Genomic DNA, 15,868 nt, shown 5'->3' on the forward strand with positions numbered 1-15,868 from the left:
CCCCAGGGCGGTTCATGTTCAAGACCATTGAATCCGAAGTACTCAAGCAAAGCGTCCCGGCCGGGATCAGGGCTGAATTCCTCCAGCACGATTTCGAGCGACTCCATGGGCTCAGCCTGCTGATCTTTGCCGTGAGCGCCGGCATGTGGCTGCTCTTCGACCTCATCGTCAGCTTCCAGGCCGGCCAGGGCTTCACCTATGTCTCGGTGATCTTCCTCGGCATGTTCTTCCTCATCACCGTGATGGCCAGTTTCGTGCGCAAGGCCACGCACTTCCATTGGCTCAACCTGGCCTTCGTCATCACCTTCAGCTTCGGCGCGCGGCTGGTGATCGACGGCCTGCCGGAAATCCTCCGGCCGGCCTGGCTGGTGATCGCCGCCGCCACGGTGCTCTATAGCGCCACCGCTATGCCACTCAACGCTGTCGCCTTCTACTCGGTGTTGGCAGTGACCTGGACCTTCCTCAACCCGCTGCTGGGCGACGTGCCGGCCCTGGACGCGCGGCGCAGCATGCTGGTCTGCTACCCGCTGTTCATCAGCGCGCTGTCGATCTACATCTTCCACCACCTGAGCAAGGCCAAGCTGTACAACTACGCCATGGCAAGGCTGCTGCTGGATCAGGCGTACCTCGACGTGCTCACCAATATCCCCAACCGCCGCTCCTTCATGACCCGCGTAGGCCAGCGCCTGGAGGGTGACGGCGAGCAGCGCTACCTGGCGATGGTCGACATTGACCACTTCAAGCGGGTCAACGACACCTATGGACACGACGTCGGCGATGAAGTGCTTGCCCGGGTCGCACGCACCATCGAGGAGGAAATGCAGGACTTCGAGTTCGCGCGCCTGGGCGGCGAGGAGTTCGGCCTGTACCTGTGGGGGATCAGCGCGGAGGACGCACAGTCGCGGGTCGAAAAATTGCGCCGCCTCACCGCCGAGTTGCCCGGCACGCCCAAGGTCACCATCAGCCTGGGCCTGGCCCATGTCACCGCCGATGGAACCCTCAGCCAGGCCCTGATCAAGGCCGACCAGGCGCTCTACGAGGCCAAGCACAAAGGGCGCAACCGGGTGACCTACTCGCCTTGAGCGATAGCCGAAAACGACAAAGGCCCGCAGATGCGGGCCTTGGCGTTCTGGTGTCCCGGAGAGGGGTCGAACCTCCAACCTTCCCCTTAGGAGGGGGACGCTCTATCCAATTGAGCTACCGGGACAATCGGGTCGGCATGTTAACCACCGACGGACGATTTGTCATGCCGCCGCCACCGACCCGGTTCATAATTTTGCCGTCAGCCGGAGAAAGACCATGACCACAGACGACGGCGCCCTGCCCGATTCCCCCTTTGCCACCTTCGATGTACGCGTCGCTTCGGCCGGTGATGCGGTGGCCCTCGCGCCGCTGCTCCAGCAGTTGGGCGCGAGCGACCCGCTACCCGACACCGCACTGCTGGCGCTTGCGCTGGACAACCAACAGCCGTCGCGGGTGACGCTGGTCGCCGAGCGCGATGGCGCCTTGCTGGGCACCTGCACCCTGCATCTGATCGAACACATCGCCCACGGCTTCGCCCGCTCGGCGATCCTCGAGGACATGGTGGTGGACAGCCGCGCGCGCGGCCAGGGCATCGGCCAGGCGCTCATTGGCCGGGCCGTGGAATGGGCGCGGGACTGGAAGTGCTACAAGCTGGCGCTTTCCAGCCACCAGGACCGGGAAATGGCGCACCGCTTCTACGCAGCGATGGGTTTCGAGCCCCACGGCGTCAGTCTGTCGCTGAGCCTGGGCTGAGCTCAGCCGGCCTGGGCGTCCGGCGGGGCGAGCAGATCGAGCAAGTGGCTGACCGTCACCTGCAGGGACACCGAGTTGTCCAACTCCACCAGCGGCCCGGGCAGGCCATCGGCGAAGTGCGCATTGCGCGCGAGGCGTTCTTCGATTTCCACCGGCGTCTCCCGGCCTCGCCTGATCAGGCGTTGACGCAACACCGCGGAATCGACCCTCAGCAGCACCGCGATCAACTGTGGGTAACGACGGCGCGCCTCGGGCAAGTATTTCCGCGAGCCATTGACCAGCACGTCGTGGCCCGCGGCGAGCCAGTCATCGATGTCGCGAGGAATGCCATAGTGCAGGCCGTTGGCGCGCCAGCTCATGGCGAAGGCGCCGGAGCGCTCCAGGGCGTTGAATTCTTCGGCGCTCACCGAGTGCGCTTCTTCCCCGCGCGCCTCGGCAGAGCGGGTGATGACACGCCGGACGATCCGGCAACCCATCTGCGCCAGCGGAACGCTGGCGGCTTGCAACACGCTGTCCTTGCCCGAGCCGGAAGGGCCCATCAGGTAAATCAGTCTGCCAGGGATCATATGACTCTCGGTTCGCCGGCGGCTCGGCGCTACTTCAATTCTGACCCGCGCGGGGGATAATACTCCGCGCCTTGTGCGATATCGGTGAAAACATCCTGCCAAATCCCGCTTCGGATGGCTGCCCCGCCTCGCTGTTTCGAGCTGTGCCATCATGCCCATCCGCGACGAAATACCCTTATCAGACTGCTCAACGGCAGGCAGGGGCTTCACACCTATCGACTACGCTGAGGGAAGCGGCATATCGCCATTTTTTCCTTCAGGTCCCATCCAAAGAAGGGTCTGCCTAAGCGGTCTCATTTCGGACGATTGGTGCTGGCATTTAGCCTTCACTCGAGACACAATATGCCGAAGGTTTGACGTCAAGTTATTGGATTATTTTTCAAAAGCTTTGACGACGCGCTGAACGGCCATTGGAAATCGCTGTCAAAGGGCCTGAACCAACGCTGACCCATGGCATCGGCCTCCCTGACTTACAGGTTTAAAGTATGCGCCCATTGAAACAGGCAACCCCCACCTACTCCAGCCGTACTGCTGACAAATTCGTCGTACGTCTGCCCGAAGGCATGCGTGAGCGTATCGCCGACGTCGCTCGCAGCCACCACCGCAGCATGAACTCCGAGATCATTGCGCGTCTCGAACAGAGCCTGCTGCAGGAAGGCGCGCTGCAGGACAACCTCGGTATCCGTCTGGACAGCCCCGAACTCAGCCTGCACGAACGCGAACTGCTGCAACGCTTCCGCCAGCTGACCCACCGTCAGCAGAACGCGCTGATCGCCCTGATCGCGCACGACGCCGAAATGGCACAGAACGACGCCTGAATCGTTCGCGACACCCGAAACAGCCGGCCTCGAGCCGGCTTTTTCATGCTCGCGATCTACGGCTGTCACGGGAACGCGAGGCACAAAAAAGCCGCCTGGCAGGCGGCCTTTCGGCGGAGCTGGCGTCACATCAGGAACAGCGTGGCCAGTCCCAGGAAGATGAAGAAACCGCCGCTATCGGTCATGGCGGTGATCATCACGCTGGAACCCATCGCCGGATCGCGCCCCAGGCGCAGCAGTGTCATCGGAATCAACACGCCCATCAGCGCCGCGAGCAGCAGGTTCAGCGTCATGGCGCCGGTCATGACCGCGCCCAGTTCCCAGTTGCCGTACAGGTAGAACGCAACCAGGCCGATCACACCGCCCCATACCAGGCCATTCACCAGCGCTACACCGAGCTCCTTGCGCAGCAGGCGGTTGGCGCTGCTGGTCTGGATCTGGTCCAGTGCCATGGCGCGGACGATCATGGTGATGGTCTGGTTGCCGGAGTTGCCGCCGATGCCGGCGACTATGGGCATCAGCGCGGCCAACGCCACCAGTTTCTCGATCGATCCTTCGAACAGGCCGATCACCCGCGAAGCGATGAAGGCTGTAACGAGGTTGGTGGCCAGCCAGGCCCAACGGTTGCCGACCGACTTCCAGACGGAGGCGAAGATGTCTTCCTCTTCGCGCAGACCGGCCATGTTCAGGACTTCGCTTTCGCTCTCCTCACGGATCAGGTCGACCATTTCGTCGATGGTCAGACGGCCGATCAACTTGCCGTTCTTGTCCACCACGGGAGCGGAAATCAGGTCGTAACGCTCGAACGCCTGGGCGGCATCGTAACCGTCCTCGTCGGGGCTGAAGGTCACCGGATCGGTGGCCATGACTTCGGCTACGTCCTTGTCCGGATCGTTTACCAGCAGGCGCTTGATCGGCAACACACCCTTGAGCACGCCGTCATAGTCGACCACGAAGAGCTTGTCGGTATGGCCGGGCAGTTCCTTCAGGCGGCGCAGGTAGCGCAGTACCACTTCCAGGCTGACGTCATCGCGGATGGTGACCATCTCGAAGTCCATCAGCGCGCCGACCTGGTCCTCCTCGTAGGACAGAGCTGAACGAACACGCTCGCGCTGCTGCTGATCGAGGGTCTCCATGAGCTCATGAACGACGTCGCGAGGCAGTTCCGGCGCCAGGTCCGCCAGTTCGTCGGCGTCCATCTCCCTGGCTGCGGCAAGGATCTCGTGATCGTCCATGTCGGCGATCAGGGTTTCCCGCACGGAATCCGATACTTCGAGAAGGATGTCGCCGTCGCGCTCGGCCTTGACCAACTGCCAGACCGTCAGGCGGTCGTCCAGCGGAAGGGATTCGAGGATATGGGCGATGTCGGCCGGGTGCAGCTCGTCCAGCTTGCGCTGGAGCTCCGCCAGGTTCTGGCGGTGCACGAGGTTTTCGACGAGGTCTTGATGCTGGCCTTCCTGACGGTGCGTCAGGTCTTCCACCAGCTTGTGCTTGTGCAGCAGGTCGACCACCTGGTTGAGGCGGTCCTGCAGGCTTTCCTGCGGCTTCTTGGCTTCTACTTCGGTCATAGCACGCTCCACCCCCAGTGGCAGAACGGGCCAGAGGGGATCAATACATCAGGTCGTGTGTACGCAATCGGGGTTCTGAGTAACTACTGGGTAAGTCCATGGTGGTGTCCCATGCGCCCATCGAGGGCAGATGCGGGAAATGATAACACTCCGGGGTGTATTAGGCGTTACAAAATGGCGGCAAGAACAATCGCTTGCAGGCGAAAGTTCACTGCTGAATCACTGCCCGGTTCGACGCCCGAAAGCTCCCACAGGACACCCGGCTGCGACTGACAATTTCCACTCCTAGGCTGCAGGCAGGCCCGCCATCCCGGAGGAAACCATGCGCCTGCCCGCCCTGCTCTGCTCACTCCTGATTCCCCTGGTACCGACCAGCGAGGCGGCCTCGGTGTTCCGCTGCACGGCGGCTGACGGCAGCGTGCTGTTCAGCCAGTATGGCTGCCCCGTGGAGCGCCAGCAGGAAATCCAGGAAGCAAGCAATCCCACACCCGGCAGCGGCGAACCGGTGCCGATGGCGATCCCGCAGGAAACCGTCGTGCAGAAGCCTGTGGCGCGCAGCAGAGGCGCGAGCAAGGAAGCCGAGCGAGAGTCCGTCGTGGTGGTAGGCGAGCAGCAGAACGGCTGCGGCAACCGCGTCACCGGCAGCGCTCGGCGCAAGGCGATCATCGAGGGGCGCATCAGGACAGGAATGACGCGCAGCGACGTGGAGAGTGCCCTGGGACGACCCGACAGGGTCAGCCAGCACAACGAGACGCTGCGCTATCACTACGAAGCGGATAAGAAACACGGCGCTCGCACCGTCACCTTCGATGAAGACGGCTGCGTGCAGGGCAAGGCGAAGCGTTGAGCAAAGCCCGAACCTTTTCGAAGGCAAAGAAAAAGGGGCCTGCATTTCTGCAGGCCCCTTTCGGCATATGGCGCACTCAGGAGGATTCGAACCTCCGACCGCTCGGTTCGTAGCCGAGTACTCTATCCAGCTGAGCTATGAGTGCGTCGATGGTAAAGTTTAACCAGATTCACCAACTGGTTGCAGCTAATGGCCTTTCAGCCCTTTCGCCACCGAAGCCCCGCTTTCGCGTTGCCTCTTATATGGCGCACTCAGGAGGATTCGAACCTCCGACCGCTCGGTTCGTAGCCGAGTACTCTATCCAGCTGAGCTATGAGTGCGCTGATGAGGGCGCAAATTCTAGAGCGATTTTTCTGACCTGTCAACAAGATTTTTCAATCTTTTCAGCCACTTACGTAACCGGACAACTCATCGCACCAGAGGATGCAATGGCGGAGAGGGGGGGATTCGAACCCCCGACACCCTTTTGAGGTGTACTCCCTTAGCAGGGGAGCGCCTTCGGCCACTCGGCCACCTCTCCGCAACACGGGGCGCATGATATCCATGTTTTCCCCGTTTGCAAAGAAAAATTTTAGAAAAATTAATGGTTTGGTTCTTGGTCTTTCTCTTTCTGGATGCGCTGGTAGATTTCCTCACGGTGCACAGCAACTTCCTTCGGCGCATTCACACCGATACGCACCTGATTTCCTTTGACGCCCAATACAGTCACGGTGACGTCATCACCGACCATCAGGGTCTCTCCGACCCGGCGAGTCAGAATCAGCATTCCTTTCTCCTTACGTGTTACGGGATAAGCAGTCTGCAAAAAAAGAAATGGTGGCAGATTCGTATAGATCAAGTGCGCGAATCCTTCACCCAAGTATTGACCAGTCCTGCCGGAAAGAAAGTTCCTGTCAGACAGTCAAAAACGACAAAAGGCGCGGGGTAGCCGCGCCTTTCGATATCTCCCGCCTTACTCGCCCTGTCGGGCGGGGGCGTCGAGTTCGAAAGCGGTGTGCAGGGCACGGACCGCCAACTCGAGGTACTTCTCTTCGATAACCACGGAAACCTTGATTTCCGAGGTGGAGATCATCTGGATGTTGATGGTTTCCTTGGCCAGGGCTTCGAACATGCGGCTGGCGACACCGGCGTGGGAGCGCATGCCGACGCCGACGATGGAAACCTTGGCGATGTTGGTGTCGCCGGTAGCTTCGCGCGCACCGATGGCGATGGCGGTCTGCTTGAGGATTTCCAGGGCGGCCTGGTAGTCGTTGCGGTGCACGGTGAAGGTGAAGTCGGTGGTGTTATCGTGCGCGACGTTCTGCACGATCATGTCGACTTCTACATTGGCGGCACTGATCGGGCCGAGAATCTTGAAAGCAACGCCGGGGGTATCCGGTACGCCACGGATGGTCAGCTTGGCTTCGTCGCGGTTGAAGGCGATGCCGGAGATGATCGGCTGTTCCATGGATTCCTCTTCATCAAGGGTAATGAGGGTGCCCGGACCCTCCTGGAAGCTGTGCAGCACGCGCAGCGGGACGTTGTACTTGCCGGCGAATTCCACCGAGCGGATCTGCAGCACCTTGGAGCCGAGGCTGGCCATTTCCAGCATCTCTTCGAAGGTGATCTTGTCCAGACGACGAGCCTGCGGCACGACGCGCGGGTCGGTGGTGTAGACGCCATCGACATCGGTGTAGATCTGGCATTCGTCGGCCTTGAGTGCCGCCGCCAGCGCCACGCCGGTGGTGTCGGAGCCGCCACGGCCAAGGGTGGTGATGTTGCCCTGCTCGTCCACACCCTGGAAGCCCGCGACCACTACTACGCGGCCGGCTTTCAGATCTGCGCGAATGTTCGCATCATCGATGCTCAGGATACGCGCCTTGGTGTGGGAACTGTCGGTCAGGATGCGGACCTGGTTACCGGTGTAGGAAATCGCCGGCACGCCACGCTTCATCAGCGCCATGCTCAGCAGGGCGATGGTCACCTGCTCGCCGGTGGAGACCATCACGTCCAGCTCGCGCGGAATCGGTTGGTCCATGATCTGTTTCGCCAGACCAATCAGGCGGTTGGTCTCGCCGCTCATGGCGGACACCACCACGACGATGTCGTCGCCCGCTTCACGGAATTTCTTCACCTTCTCGGCTACCTGCTCGATTCTCTCGACGGTGCCGACGGAGGTCCCTCCAAACTTCTGTACGATCAAAGCCATTTCAAAAGCCGCCTGATTCCTGAAGGGCGCCCATTAAACATGCATCACCGCATGCTGCCAAGGCCCGCCGGACGCGCTGCGGGCCCCGTTTTTCAAGGCCTTTAGAGACCCTGCTCGACAAACTTCACGGCCAGCGCCAGAGCTTCGTCCAGCTTGCCGGCATCGACACCACCGCCCTGGGCCATATCCGGGCGACCACCGCCCTTCCCGCCCACGGCCGCAGCGGCCTGTTTCATCAGATCGCCCGCTTTCAGCTTGGCGGTCAGGTCCTGGGTCACGCCGGCGACCAGCACGACCTTCTCCTCGAACACGCCGCCCAGCAGGATGACACCACTACCCAGCTTGTTCTTCAGTTGATCGACCAGCGCCAGCAGCGCCTTGCCGTCCAGACCATCGAGGCGCGAGGAAAGCACCTTCACACCACCGACTTCCACGGCGGAGCCCGCCAGGTCGTCACCGGCTGCACTGGCCGCCTTGGCCTTGAGCTGTTCCAGCTCTTTTTCCAACTGACGATTGCGCTCGATCAGGCCGGAGAGCTTGTCCAGCAGGTTGTCACGGCTGCCCTTGACCAGGCCGGCCGCTTCCTTGAGCTGCTCTTCGGCACCGTTGAGATAGGCCAGCGCAGCGCCGCCGGTGACCGCTTCGATACGGCGCACACCGGAAGCCACGCCGCCTTCGCTGGTGATCTTGAACAGGCCGATGTCGCCGGTGCGGGATACGTGGGTGCCGCCGCACAGCTCGACGGAGAACTTGCCGCCCATGCTCAGCACACGCACCTGATCGCCGTACTTCTCGCCGAACAGCGCCATGGCGCCCTTGTTCTTGGCCGTTTCGATGTCGGTCTCTTCGGTCTCGACCTCGGAGTTCCTGCGGATCTCGGTGTTGACGATGTCTTCCAGCTGCTTCAGCTGTTCGGGCTTGATCGCCTCGAAATGGCTGAAGTCGAAGCGCAGGCGCTGGCTATCGACCAGCGAGCCCTTCTGCTGGACGTGATCGCCCAGTACCTGGCGCAGCGCAGCGTGCAGCAGGTGGGTGGCGGAGTGGTTCAGCGCGGTTGCCTGGCGCACGGAAGCGTCGACTTCGGCCTTCACGGCGGCGCCAACAGTCAGGCTGCCCTGGGCAACCACACCGTGGTGCAGGTGAGCGCCGCCAGCCTTGGTGGTGTCGCGCACGTCGAAGCGCACGCCGGCCGCTTCAAGGAACCCGCTGTCGCCCACCTGGCCGCCGGATTCGGCGTAGAACGGAGTCTGGTCGAGGACGACCACGCCCTCCTCGCCTTCGCCCAGTTGTTCGACGGCCTTGCCATCCTTGAACAGGGCGATGATCTGGCCTGCACCGGAAACGCCCTGGTAGCCGAGGAAGCGGGTGTCACCATCCACTTTCACCAGGCTGTTGTAGTCCATGCCGAAGGCGCTGGCGGAGCGGGCGCGCTCGCGCTGGGCCTCCATTTCGCGCTCGAAGCCTTCCTCGTCGAGGGTCAGGCTGCGCTCGCGGGCGATGTCGTTGGTCAGGTCCACCGGGAAGCCGTAGGTGTCGTACAGCTTGAATACCACGTTGCCGGGGATGACGCTGCCCGTGAGCTCGGAAAGGTCCTGCTCGAGGATCTTCAGGCCCTGTTCCAGGGTCTTGGCGAACTGCTCTTCCTCGGTCTTGAGCACGCGCTCGATGTGCGCCTGCTGCTGCTTGAGCTCGACGAAGGCCTCGCCCATCTCGCCGACCAGCGCGGCGACGATCTTGTGGAAGAAGGTCCCCTTGGCACCCAGCTTGTTACCGTGGCGGCAGGCGCGACGGATGATGCGGCGCAGCACGTAGCCACGGCCTTCGTTGGACGGTAGTACGCCGTCGGCAATCAGGAAGCCGCAGGAACGGATGTGGTCGGCGACCACTTTCAGCGACGGCGCGTCGTCATTGGCGCAGCCGATGGCATCGGCCGAAGCCTTCAGCAGGCTCTGGAACAGGTCGATCTCGTAGTTCGAATGGACGTGCTGGAGCACGGCGCTGATGCGCTCGAGGCCCATGCCGGTATCCACGCTCGGCGCCGGCAGCGGGTGCATGACGCCGTCCGCGGTGCGGTTGAACTGCATGAAGACGTTGTTCCAGATCTCGATGTAGCGGTCGCCGTCTTCTTCCGGCGAGCCGGGCGGGCCGCCCCAGATGTCGGCGCCGTGGTCGAAGAAGATCTCGGTGCACGGGCCGCACGGACCGGTGTCGCCCATCGCCCAGAAGTTGTCCGAAGCGTAGGGAGCGCCCTTGTTGTCGCCGATGCGGACCATGCGCTCGGCCGGAATGCCGACCTCTTTGGTCCAGATGTCGTAGGCCTCGTCATCGCTGGCGTAGACGGTAACCCAGAGCTTTTCCTTGGGCAGGTTCAGCCATTTGTCCGAGGTCAGGAATTCCCAGGCGTAGGTGATGGCGTCGCGCTTGAAATAGTCGCCGAAGCTGAAGTTGCCCAGCATTTCGAAGAAGGTGTGGTGGCGCGCGGTATAGCCGACGTTTTCCAGGTCGTTGTGCTTGCCGCCGGCACGCACGCACTTCTGGCTGGTGGTGGCGCGGGTGTAGGCGCGCTTTTCCAGGCCCAGGAAGCAGTCCTTGAACTGGTTCATGCCGGCGTTGGTGAACAGCAGGGTCGGGTCGTTCGCGGGGATCAGCGAACTGGACGCTACGCGGGTGTGCCCCTTCTCTTCGAAGAAGCGGAGGAAGGCTTCACGGATTTCAGCGCTTTTCATAGGTTCTTCCACGGAAAAATGCGGCCACGAATCGCCGGCAAAGGGCCGCATTATATCGGCCCCGCATCAAGGTTGTAGTGTCTTTGCGCGATAGTTAACCGCTATCGCGCAATAATTTCTGTCAGGAACGACGAAAGGCGGCAAAAGCTTCGACGATACGCGGGATATCGGCGTTTTTCACATCGAGGTGGGTGACCAGCCGCAGGCGCGCCGCCGGGCTGACGCGGATGCCCCGTTCGGCCAGGTGCGCACCCAGCGCGCCGGCCTGCTCGCCGATGCCGACGTAGACCATGTTGGTCTGTACCGGCTCGATGGCGTAGCCCAGTTCAGCCAGGCCGCGGCCGAGCGCTTCGGCGTTGGCGTGGTCCTCGGCCAGGCGCTCGACCTGATGGTCCAGCGCATACAGCGCGGCGGCTGCGAGACCACCGGCCTGGCGCATGCCGCCGCCGACCATCTTGCGCAGGCGACGCGCGCGGCCGATCAGTTCGGCATCGCCACAGAGCACCGAACCCACCGGCGCGCCGAGGCCCTTGGACAGGCACACCGAGACGGAATCGAAGTGGCGGGTGATCTCCCGAGCATCCACGCCCAGCTTCACCGCCGCGTTGTAGAGGCGCGCGCCGTCCAAATGCAGTGCCAGGCCGCGGCGGCGGGTCATTTCCCGTGCGGCAGCGAGGTAGGTGAGCGGCAGGACCTTGCCCTGCATGGTGTTTTCCAGCGCCAGCAGGCGGGTGCGGGCGAAGTGGAAATCGTCCTGCTTGATCGCCGCCTCGACCTTGGCCAGGTCCAGCGAACCATCCGCCTCGCCATCGATGGGCTGCGGCTGGATGGAGCCCAGCACGGCGGCGCCACCGCCTTCATATTTATAGGTGTGCGCCTGCTGGCCGACGATGTACTCGTCGCCCCGGCCGCAATGGGCCATCAGGCCAAGCAGGTTGCTCATGGTGCCGGTGGGCACGAACAGCGCGGCGGCGAAGCCCAGGCGCTCGGCCAGGGTCGCTTCCAGGCGGTTCACCGTCGGGTCTTCGCCGTAGACGTCATCGCCCAGTTCGGCCCGCGCCATGGCCTCGCGCATGCCGGCGGTGGGCAAGGTCACGGTGTCGCTGCGAAGGTCGATGATGGACATGGCGGAACTCCTCGGGCATCAGGCGGAAAAGGCCCGATGCTAAGCGCTCGCCGGAGGGGAAACAAGGCGCGCGATGGGCGCGCGCCGGGGAGGTCAAAGTTCGGTGGGGACAACCAGAATGCCGGCGCGCAGGCCATTCTTCACCCGCGGGTTGGGGAAGATGATCCGCGCGCCCTGCTCTTCCACGATCCAGCGGGTGCCGCCGATGTCCTCGGCGAGCAGGAAGCCATGGTCCAGTTCGGTGAAGTTGTCCACCGCGTCGTCCAGGTGCAGGCGGAAGTGGTCGCTGTGCTTGATCACTTCGCGGGATACGGCGAACAACTGCAAGCCGTCGATCTGTGCGCCGTCGGCTTCCTCGCCGCTGATCACGCCCTGCAGCATGGCCTCCAGGCGATCCAGGTTCACCGACTGGTTCTGTCCGAAGGGCCGGGCCTTGCCCAGCTCCAGGGTGAACGCCTCGGCGCCGAGCTGGCTGTAGGTGTAGGCGCTGAAAGTGATGCCCGGCTTGCTCTGCAGCAGCACCGCATCGATGCCGGCGCTCCGCAGGCGCGCCAGCTCATCGCGGGAATGCTCGCGACCACTGGCCCAGGGATAGAGCGCGAACTGCTCGATCTTCGAGCCACGGATGGCCGTGTGCAGGTCGTAGTGCAGGCGCGCTCGCCCTTCACGGGCGAAGAACGCGGCGGCCAGACGCTCCAGCTCCGACGCACGCAGGGCCTCATTGCCGCTGCCCTCCTCGTGGCGGCCGCAGAACAGGCGGTTGATGTCCTGTTCCAGGTAACGTTCGCCGCGGCGCATGGCCTCGGGGTTGCCGAGCAGGAACAGTACCCTGGCCGCCGGTTTCAGCTCGCCACGGGCGATGCGGTGTACCAGGCGATCGAGTAGCTCGATGGGGGCCGTCTCGTTGCCGTGGATACCGGCCGAGAGCAGCAGGTCGCGGCCATTGTCGCGCGCCACCGGCGGAGTGACTTCGAGGGCACCTTCAGCCAGCCAGTGCAGACGGGTGCCGTCCGCGGTGAGCTGGATCTTTTCCGTCGGCTCACGGCCGGCGAGGGTCAGTTCGAGCAGTTTGCCCAGAGCTAGCATGCGGACGCCTCCATCATTCCCCGCGGCCGGAGCGGCCGCGGGCTCCGCGATCAGTGGTGATGGTCACATCCACAGTCTGGACCATGTTCGTGGACTTCGGCGGCCTCCAGTTCAAGGCTCAGCCCCAACTGGTTCACTGCCTGCGGACGCACCACCAGCAGCGGGATCTCGGTGTCGTCGTCATGGGAGTCGGCGTAGATCGTAAGGCCGCCCTTGCCATCGGCCTCCAGCCACAGCTCGCGCCCTTCCAGGCGGATGGCCAGGCGCGCGGTGTGGGTCTCGCGGCGCTCGCCCTTGTTGTCTTCGAGAATCAGCGGGAGGCTTTCGGTCATTTCGGTCACTCAGATCTGCTGGAAAGGATAAACCGAGCCCAGTTTAAGGATCTGGCTCAATTCATCCAACGCCGTCCGGCACTCGACGAGCAATTGCGGATCGGCCAGGTCGGCTTCGGCCAGGCGATCGCGGTAGTGCTTGTCGACCCAGGTGACCAGGGTGTCGTGCAGGGTCGGGGTCATGATCACGCCCGGGTTGACCGCCGCCAGCTCCTTCTCGGTCAGCGCCACGCGCAGACGCAGGCAAGCGGGGCCGCCGCCGTTCTGCATGCTCTGCTTGAGGTCGAACACCTTCACCTCGCGGATCGGGCCGTCCTCGGCGGTCAGGCGCGACAGGTAGCTCCAGACGCGCTCGTTCTTGCGGCACTCTTCCGGGACGATCAGCAGCATGTTGCCATCGGCGCGGGTAAGCAGCTGGCTGTTGAACAGGTAGGACTTCACCGCGTCCTCGACCGTGACCTGGTCGCGCGGCACACACACGGCGCGGAACCGGCCGCCACGACGGCCCAGCTTGTCGTGCAGCTCGGCGAGCACGCGCTCGGTGTCGAGGAAGGCGTCTTCGTGGTGGAACAGCACCTCGCCGTTGCCGACCGCGATCACGTCGTTGTGGAACACACCCTGGTCGATCACCGCCGGGTTCTGCTGGGCGTAGACCACACCGTCATCGCTCAGGCCGTGCAGGCGGGCAACCGCCTGGCAGGCTTCCAGGGTCTGCCGCGCCGGGTAGCGCTGCGGCGCCGGGAAGCGGCTGTCGAAGGCACTGCGACCGAACACGAAGAACTCGACACCGGCTTCGCCGTAGGACTTGCAGAAGCGCGTGTGGTTGGCCGCGCCCTCGTCGCCGAACTGGGCGACTGCCGGCAGCGCGGCGTGGTGGGCGAAGTGTTGTTCGTCGTTGAACATCGCGGCGAGGATGCGGCTGGTCTGCGGATGTTCGATGGAACGGTGGAACTTGCAGTTCAGGTTGGCGGCAGTGAAGTGCACGCGGCCATCGGCGGTGTCGGCGCCGGGGCTGACGGTGGCGGCGTTGGCGGTCCACATGCAGGACGCCGAGCTGACCGCGGCGAGCAGCGGCATGGCGTCTTTCGCAGCCTTGGCGATCACTTCGGCGTCAGTGCCGGAGAAGCCCAGGGCGCGCAGCGAGGCAACGGCCGGACGCTCCTGCGGGGCGAACACGCCCTGCTTGAAGCCCATCTCCATCAGTGCCTTCATCTTCGACAGGCCCTGCTTCGCCGCTTCGCGCGGATTGGACGACGCCTGGCTGTTGCTCTGCGAAGCGACGTTGCCGTAGGACAGGCCACCGTAGTTGTGCGTCGGTCCGACCAGGCCGTCAAAGTTCATTTCATAGGCGGTCATCACAGGCTCACTCCCGGAGTCAGGGTTGCAGGCAGGCTCAGGCTGTCGCTTTCCAGCGAGGCGACCGGGTACGCGCAGTAGTCGGCTGCGTAGTAGGCGCTCGGGCGGTGGTTGCCCGAGGCGCCGATGCCGCCGAACGGCGCGCTGCTGGCGGCGCCGGTCAATTGTTTGTTCCAGTTGACGATGCCGGCGCGGCTCTCGATGAGGAAGTCCTCATAGCGCTCGCGGGAGTCCGACAGCAGGCCGGCGGCGAGGCCGTACTGGGTGGCGTTGGCTTCGCGCACGGCGGCATCGAAGTCGGCGTAGCGGATCACCTGCAGCAGCGGGCCGAAGAACTCTTCGTCCGGACGCTCGGCAACAGTGGTCACATCGAGGATGCCGGGGGTCAGCAGCGCGGCAGTGTCCAGCGGCTGGGTCATGACCAGCAGCGGCTTGGCGCCCTTGGCCAGCAGTTGTTCCTGGGCCTTGATCAGGTGCTGCGCGGCAGCCAGCGAGATCACCGAGCCCATGAAGGGCGCCGGTTGTTCATCGAAACGGCCGACCTTGATGGTCGAGGCCACGGCCACCAGGCGCTCGATCAGCGCATCGCCCCAGGCGCCCTGCGGCACCAGCAGGCGGCGGGCGCAGGTGCAGCGTTGGCCGGCGGAGATGAAGGCGGACTGGATGATGGTGTAGACGGCCGCGTCCACGTCCTTCACTTCGTCGACGATCAGCGGGTTGTTGCCGCCCATCTCCAGCGCCAGGATCTTCTGCGGACGGCCGCCGAACTGGCTGTGCAGCAGGTTGCCGGTACGGCTGGAGCCGGTGAAGAACAGGCCATCGATATCGTCGTTGCCCGCCAGCGCCACGCCGGTATCGCGGGCGCCCTGCACCAGGTTGATCACGCCGGCGGGAATCCCCGCCTCGATCCAGGCCTGCAGGGTCAGCTCGGCGACCTTCGGGGTCAGCTCGCTGGGCTTGAACACCACGGCATTGCCCGCCAGCAGGGCCGGCACAATGTGGCCGTTGGGCAGGTGGCCCGGGAAGTTGTACGGGCCGAACACCGCAACCACGCCGTGGGGCTTGTGGCGCAGCACGGCGGTGGCGTCGGCCAGCGGGCCGCTCTTCTCGCCAGTGCGTTCACGGAAGGCCTGAATCGAAATGGCGACCTTGTTGACCATGCTGGTCACTTCGGTGGCGGCTTCCCACAGCGGCTTGCCGGTCTCCTCGCCAATGGCGCGGGCCAGCGCCTCGGAATGGCCCTTGAGGGCGGCAGCGAAGCGCTCCAGTACGGCGATGCGCGCTTCCACCGGGAGACGGGCCCAGGACGGGAAGGCATTGCGCGCCGCGGCGACGGCGGCGGCGACCTGCTGCTGCGAAGCAGCACGGCCGGACCAGACCACGGCCTGGCTGACCGGGCAGAGCGATTGCAGCGGCTCGCCTTCGCCCGCCAGCCACTGGCCGGCAATGTAGTGGGTATTCATCATCAGGCTCCCCTGA

14 protein-coding genes and 4 tRNA genes are annotated in these 15,868 nt (G+C 63.8%); 4 read left to right on the forward strand and 14 right to left on the reverse strand.

Annotated features, from left to right (window positions below):
* Positions 1-14: 14 nt before the first annotated feature.
* Positions 15-1,082 (forward strand): GGDEF domain-containing protein, encoded by a 1,068-nt coding sequence (locus MJ122_RS28305; protein WP_088418034.1) that lies wholly within the window; start codon positions 15-17, stop codon positions 1,080-1,082.
* Between the two features lie 48 nt (positions 1,083-1,130).
* Here MJ122_RS28305 and MJ122_RS28310 read toward each other — a convergent pair.
* Positions 1,131-1,207 (reverse strand) — tRNA-Arg (locus tag MJ122_RS28310).
* 92 nt (positions 1,208-1,299) lie between these two features.
* Here MJ122_RS28310 and MJ122_RS28315 point away from each other — a divergent pair.
* The gene (locus MJ122_RS28315; protein ID WP_239746997.1) at positions 1,300-1,776 is read left to right on the forward strand and encodes a GNAT family N-acetyltransferase; all 477 of its coding nucleotides are present in this window, start codon (positions 1,300-1,302) and stop codon (positions 1,774-1,776) included.
* 2 nt (positions 1,777-1,778) lie between these two features.
* Here MJ122_RS28315 and phnN read toward each other — a convergent pair whose 3' ends face one another.
* Positions 1,779-2,339, reverse strand: a complete 561-nt coding sequence (phnN, locus tag MJ122_RS28320) for a phosphonate metabolism protein/1,5-bisphosphokinase (PRPP-forming) PhnN (protein ID WP_172419225.1) — start codon at positions 2,337-2,339, stop codon at positions 1,779-1,781.
* 488 nt (positions 2,340-2,827) lie between these two features.
* Between phnN and amrZ the strand changes: the two genes are divergently transcribed.
* Positions 2,828-3,160 carry a transcriptional regulator AmrZ gene (gene amrZ / locus MJ122_RS28325; RefSeq protein WP_017517196.1) on the forward strand — a complete coding sequence of 111 codons (333 nt, stop codon included), beginning with the start codon at positions 2,828-2,830 and terminating at the stop codon, positions 3,158-3,160.
* A 125-nt stretch (positions 3,161-3,285) separates the two neighbouring features.
* On the opposite strand, the gene mgtE is transcribed toward amrZ, so the two are convergent.
* Positions 3,286-4,728: a magnesium transporter gene (gene mgtE / locus MJ122_RS28330; RefSeq protein WP_017517195.1), complete on the reverse strand. Its 1,443-nt coding sequence runs from the start codon at positions 4,726-4,728 to the stop codon at positions 3,286-3,288.
* Positions 4,729-5,050: 322 nt separating this feature from the next.
* On the opposite strand from mgtE, the gene bamE reads away from it, so the two are divergent.
* Complete coding sequence (gene bamE, locus MJ122_RS28335) at positions 5,051-5,575, forward strand: outer membrane protein assembly factor BamE (RefSeq protein WP_239746998.1); 525 nt, start codon at positions 5,051-5,053, stop codon at positions 5,573-5,575.
* 68 nt (positions 5,576-5,643) lie between these two features.
* On the opposite strand, the gene MJ122_RS28340 is transcribed toward bamE, so the two are convergent.
* The 11 genes from MJ122_RS28340 to astD form a co-directional block, all read right to left on the reverse strand.
* Positions 5,644-5,720, reverse strand: a tRNA-Arg gene (locus tag MJ122_RS28340).
* A gap of 98 nt (positions 5,721-5,818) precedes the next feature.
* A tRNA-Arg gene (locus tag MJ122_RS28345) sits at positions 5,819-5,895 on the reverse strand.
* 109 nt (positions 5,896-6,004) lie between these two features.
* Positions 6,005-6,095: transfer RNA gene (locus tag MJ122_RS28350), tRNA-Ser, on the reverse strand.
* 60 nt (positions 6,096-6,155) lie between these two features.
* A complete protein-coding gene (csrA, locus tag MJ122_RS28355) occupies positions 6,156-6,341 on the reverse strand; it encodes a carbon storage regulator CsrA (RefSeq protein ID WP_003085981.1) in 186 nt (61 codons plus the stop codon).
* A gap of 186 nt (positions 6,342-6,527) precedes the next feature.
* Entirely contained in the window at positions 6,528-7,763 is a 1,236-nt protein-coding gene (locus MJ122_RS28360) for an aspartate kinase (RefSeq protein ID WP_017517936.1), read from the reverse strand.
* Positions 7,764-7,864: 101 nt separating this feature from the next.
* Positions 7,865-10,489, reverse strand: a complete 2,625-nt coding sequence (gene alaS / locus MJ122_RS28365; RefSeq protein ID WP_239746999.1) for an alanine--tRNA ligase — start codon at positions 10,487-10,489, stop codon at positions 7,865-7,867.
* Between the two features lie 121 nt (positions 10,490-10,610).
* Complete coding sequence (gene ltaE, locus MJ122_RS28370) at positions 10,611-11,615, reverse strand: low-specificity L-threonine aldolase (protein ID WP_239747000.1); 1,005 nt, start codon at positions 11,613-11,615, stop codon at positions 10,611-10,613.
* Positions 11,616-11,708: 93 nt separating this feature from the next.
* Entirely contained in the window at positions 11,709-12,701 is a 993-nt protein-coding gene (gene astE / locus MJ122_RS28375; protein ID WP_239747001.1) for a succinylglutamate desuccinylase, read from the reverse strand.
* Positions 12,702-12,751: 50 nt separating this feature from the next.
* Positions 12,752-13,033, reverse strand: a complete 282-nt coding sequence (locus tag MJ122_RS28380) for a GTPase (protein ID WP_088418260.1) — start codon at positions 13,031-13,033, stop codon at positions 12,752-12,754.
* 9 nt (positions 13,034-13,042) lie between these two features.
* Positions 13,043-14,389, reverse strand: coding sequence for an N-succinylarginine dihydrolase (astB, locus tag MJ122_RS28385; RefSeq protein WP_239747002.1), 1,347 nt, complete (start codon positions 14,387-14,389; stop codon positions 13,043-13,045).
* A complete protein-coding gene (gene astD, locus MJ122_RS28390; RefSeq protein ID WP_239747003.1) occupies positions 14,389-15,855 on the reverse strand; it encodes a succinylglutamate-semialdehyde dehydrogenase in 1,467 nt (488 codons plus the stop codon). Before astD ends, astB begins: the two co-directional genes overlap by 1 nt.
* Positions 15,856-15,868: the final 13 nt, after the last annotated feature.

This window comes from Pseudomonas sp. DP-17, assembly GCF_022380625.1.
Lineage (GTDB): Bacteria > Pseudomonadota > Gammaproteobacteria > Pseudomonadales > Pseudomonadaceae > Pseudomonas > Pseudomonas nitroreducens_A.

Excerpts from the sequence above, each read along its gene's own strand:
- MJ122_RS28380 (WP_088418260.1), bottom strand. The coding sequence starts at position 13,033 with ATGACCGAAAGCCTCCCGCTGATTCTCGAAGACAACAAGGGCGAGCGC.
- MJ122_RS28315 (WP_239746997.1), top strand. The coding sequence starts at position 1,300 with ATGACCACAGACGACGGCGCCCTGCCCGATTCCCCCTTTGCCACCTTC.
- mgtE (WP_017517195.1), bottom strand. The coding sequence starts at position 4,728 with ATGACCGAAGTAGAAGCCAAGAAGCCGCAGGAAAGCCTGCAGGACCGC.
- bamE (WP_239746998.1), top strand. The coding sequence starts at position 5,051 with ATGCGCCTGCCCGCCCTGCTCTGCTCACTCCTGATTCCCCTGGTACCG.
- ltaE (WP_239747000.1), bottom strand. The coding sequence starts at position 11,615 with ATGTCCATCATCGACCTTCGCAGCGACACCGTGACCTTGCCCACCGCC.
- csrA (WP_003085981.1), bottom strand. The coding sequence starts at position 6,341 with ATGCTGATTCTGACTCGCCGGGTCGGAGAGACCCTGATGGTCGGTGAT.
- astB (WP_239747002.1), bottom strand. The coding sequence starts at position 14,389 with ATGACCGCCTATGAAATGAACTTTGACGGCCTGGTCGGACCGACGCAC.
- amrZ (WP_017517196.1), top strand. The coding sequence starts at position 2,828 with ATGCGCCCATTGAAACAGGCAACCCCCACCTACTCCAGCCGTACTGCT.
- astD (WP_239747003.1), bottom strand. The coding sequence starts at position 15,855 with ATGATGAATACCCACTACATTGCCGGCCAGTGGCTGGCGGGCGAAGGC.
- alaS (WP_239746999.1), bottom strand. The coding sequence starts at position 10,489 with ATGAAAAGCGCTGAAATCCGTGAAGCCTTCCTCCGCTTCTTCGAAGAG.
- MJ122_RS28360 (WP_017517936.1), bottom strand. The coding sequence starts at position 7,763 with ATGGCTTTGATCGTACAGAAGTTTGGAGGGACCTCCGTCGGCACCGTC.
- MJ122_RS28305 (WP_088418034.1), top strand. The coding sequence starts at position 15 with ATGTTCAAGACCATTGAATCCGAAGTACTCAAGCAAAGCGTCCCGGCC.
- astE (WP_239747001.1), bottom strand. The coding sequence starts at position 12,701 with ATGCTAGCTCTGGGCAAACTGCTCGAACTGACCCTCGCCGGCCGTGAG.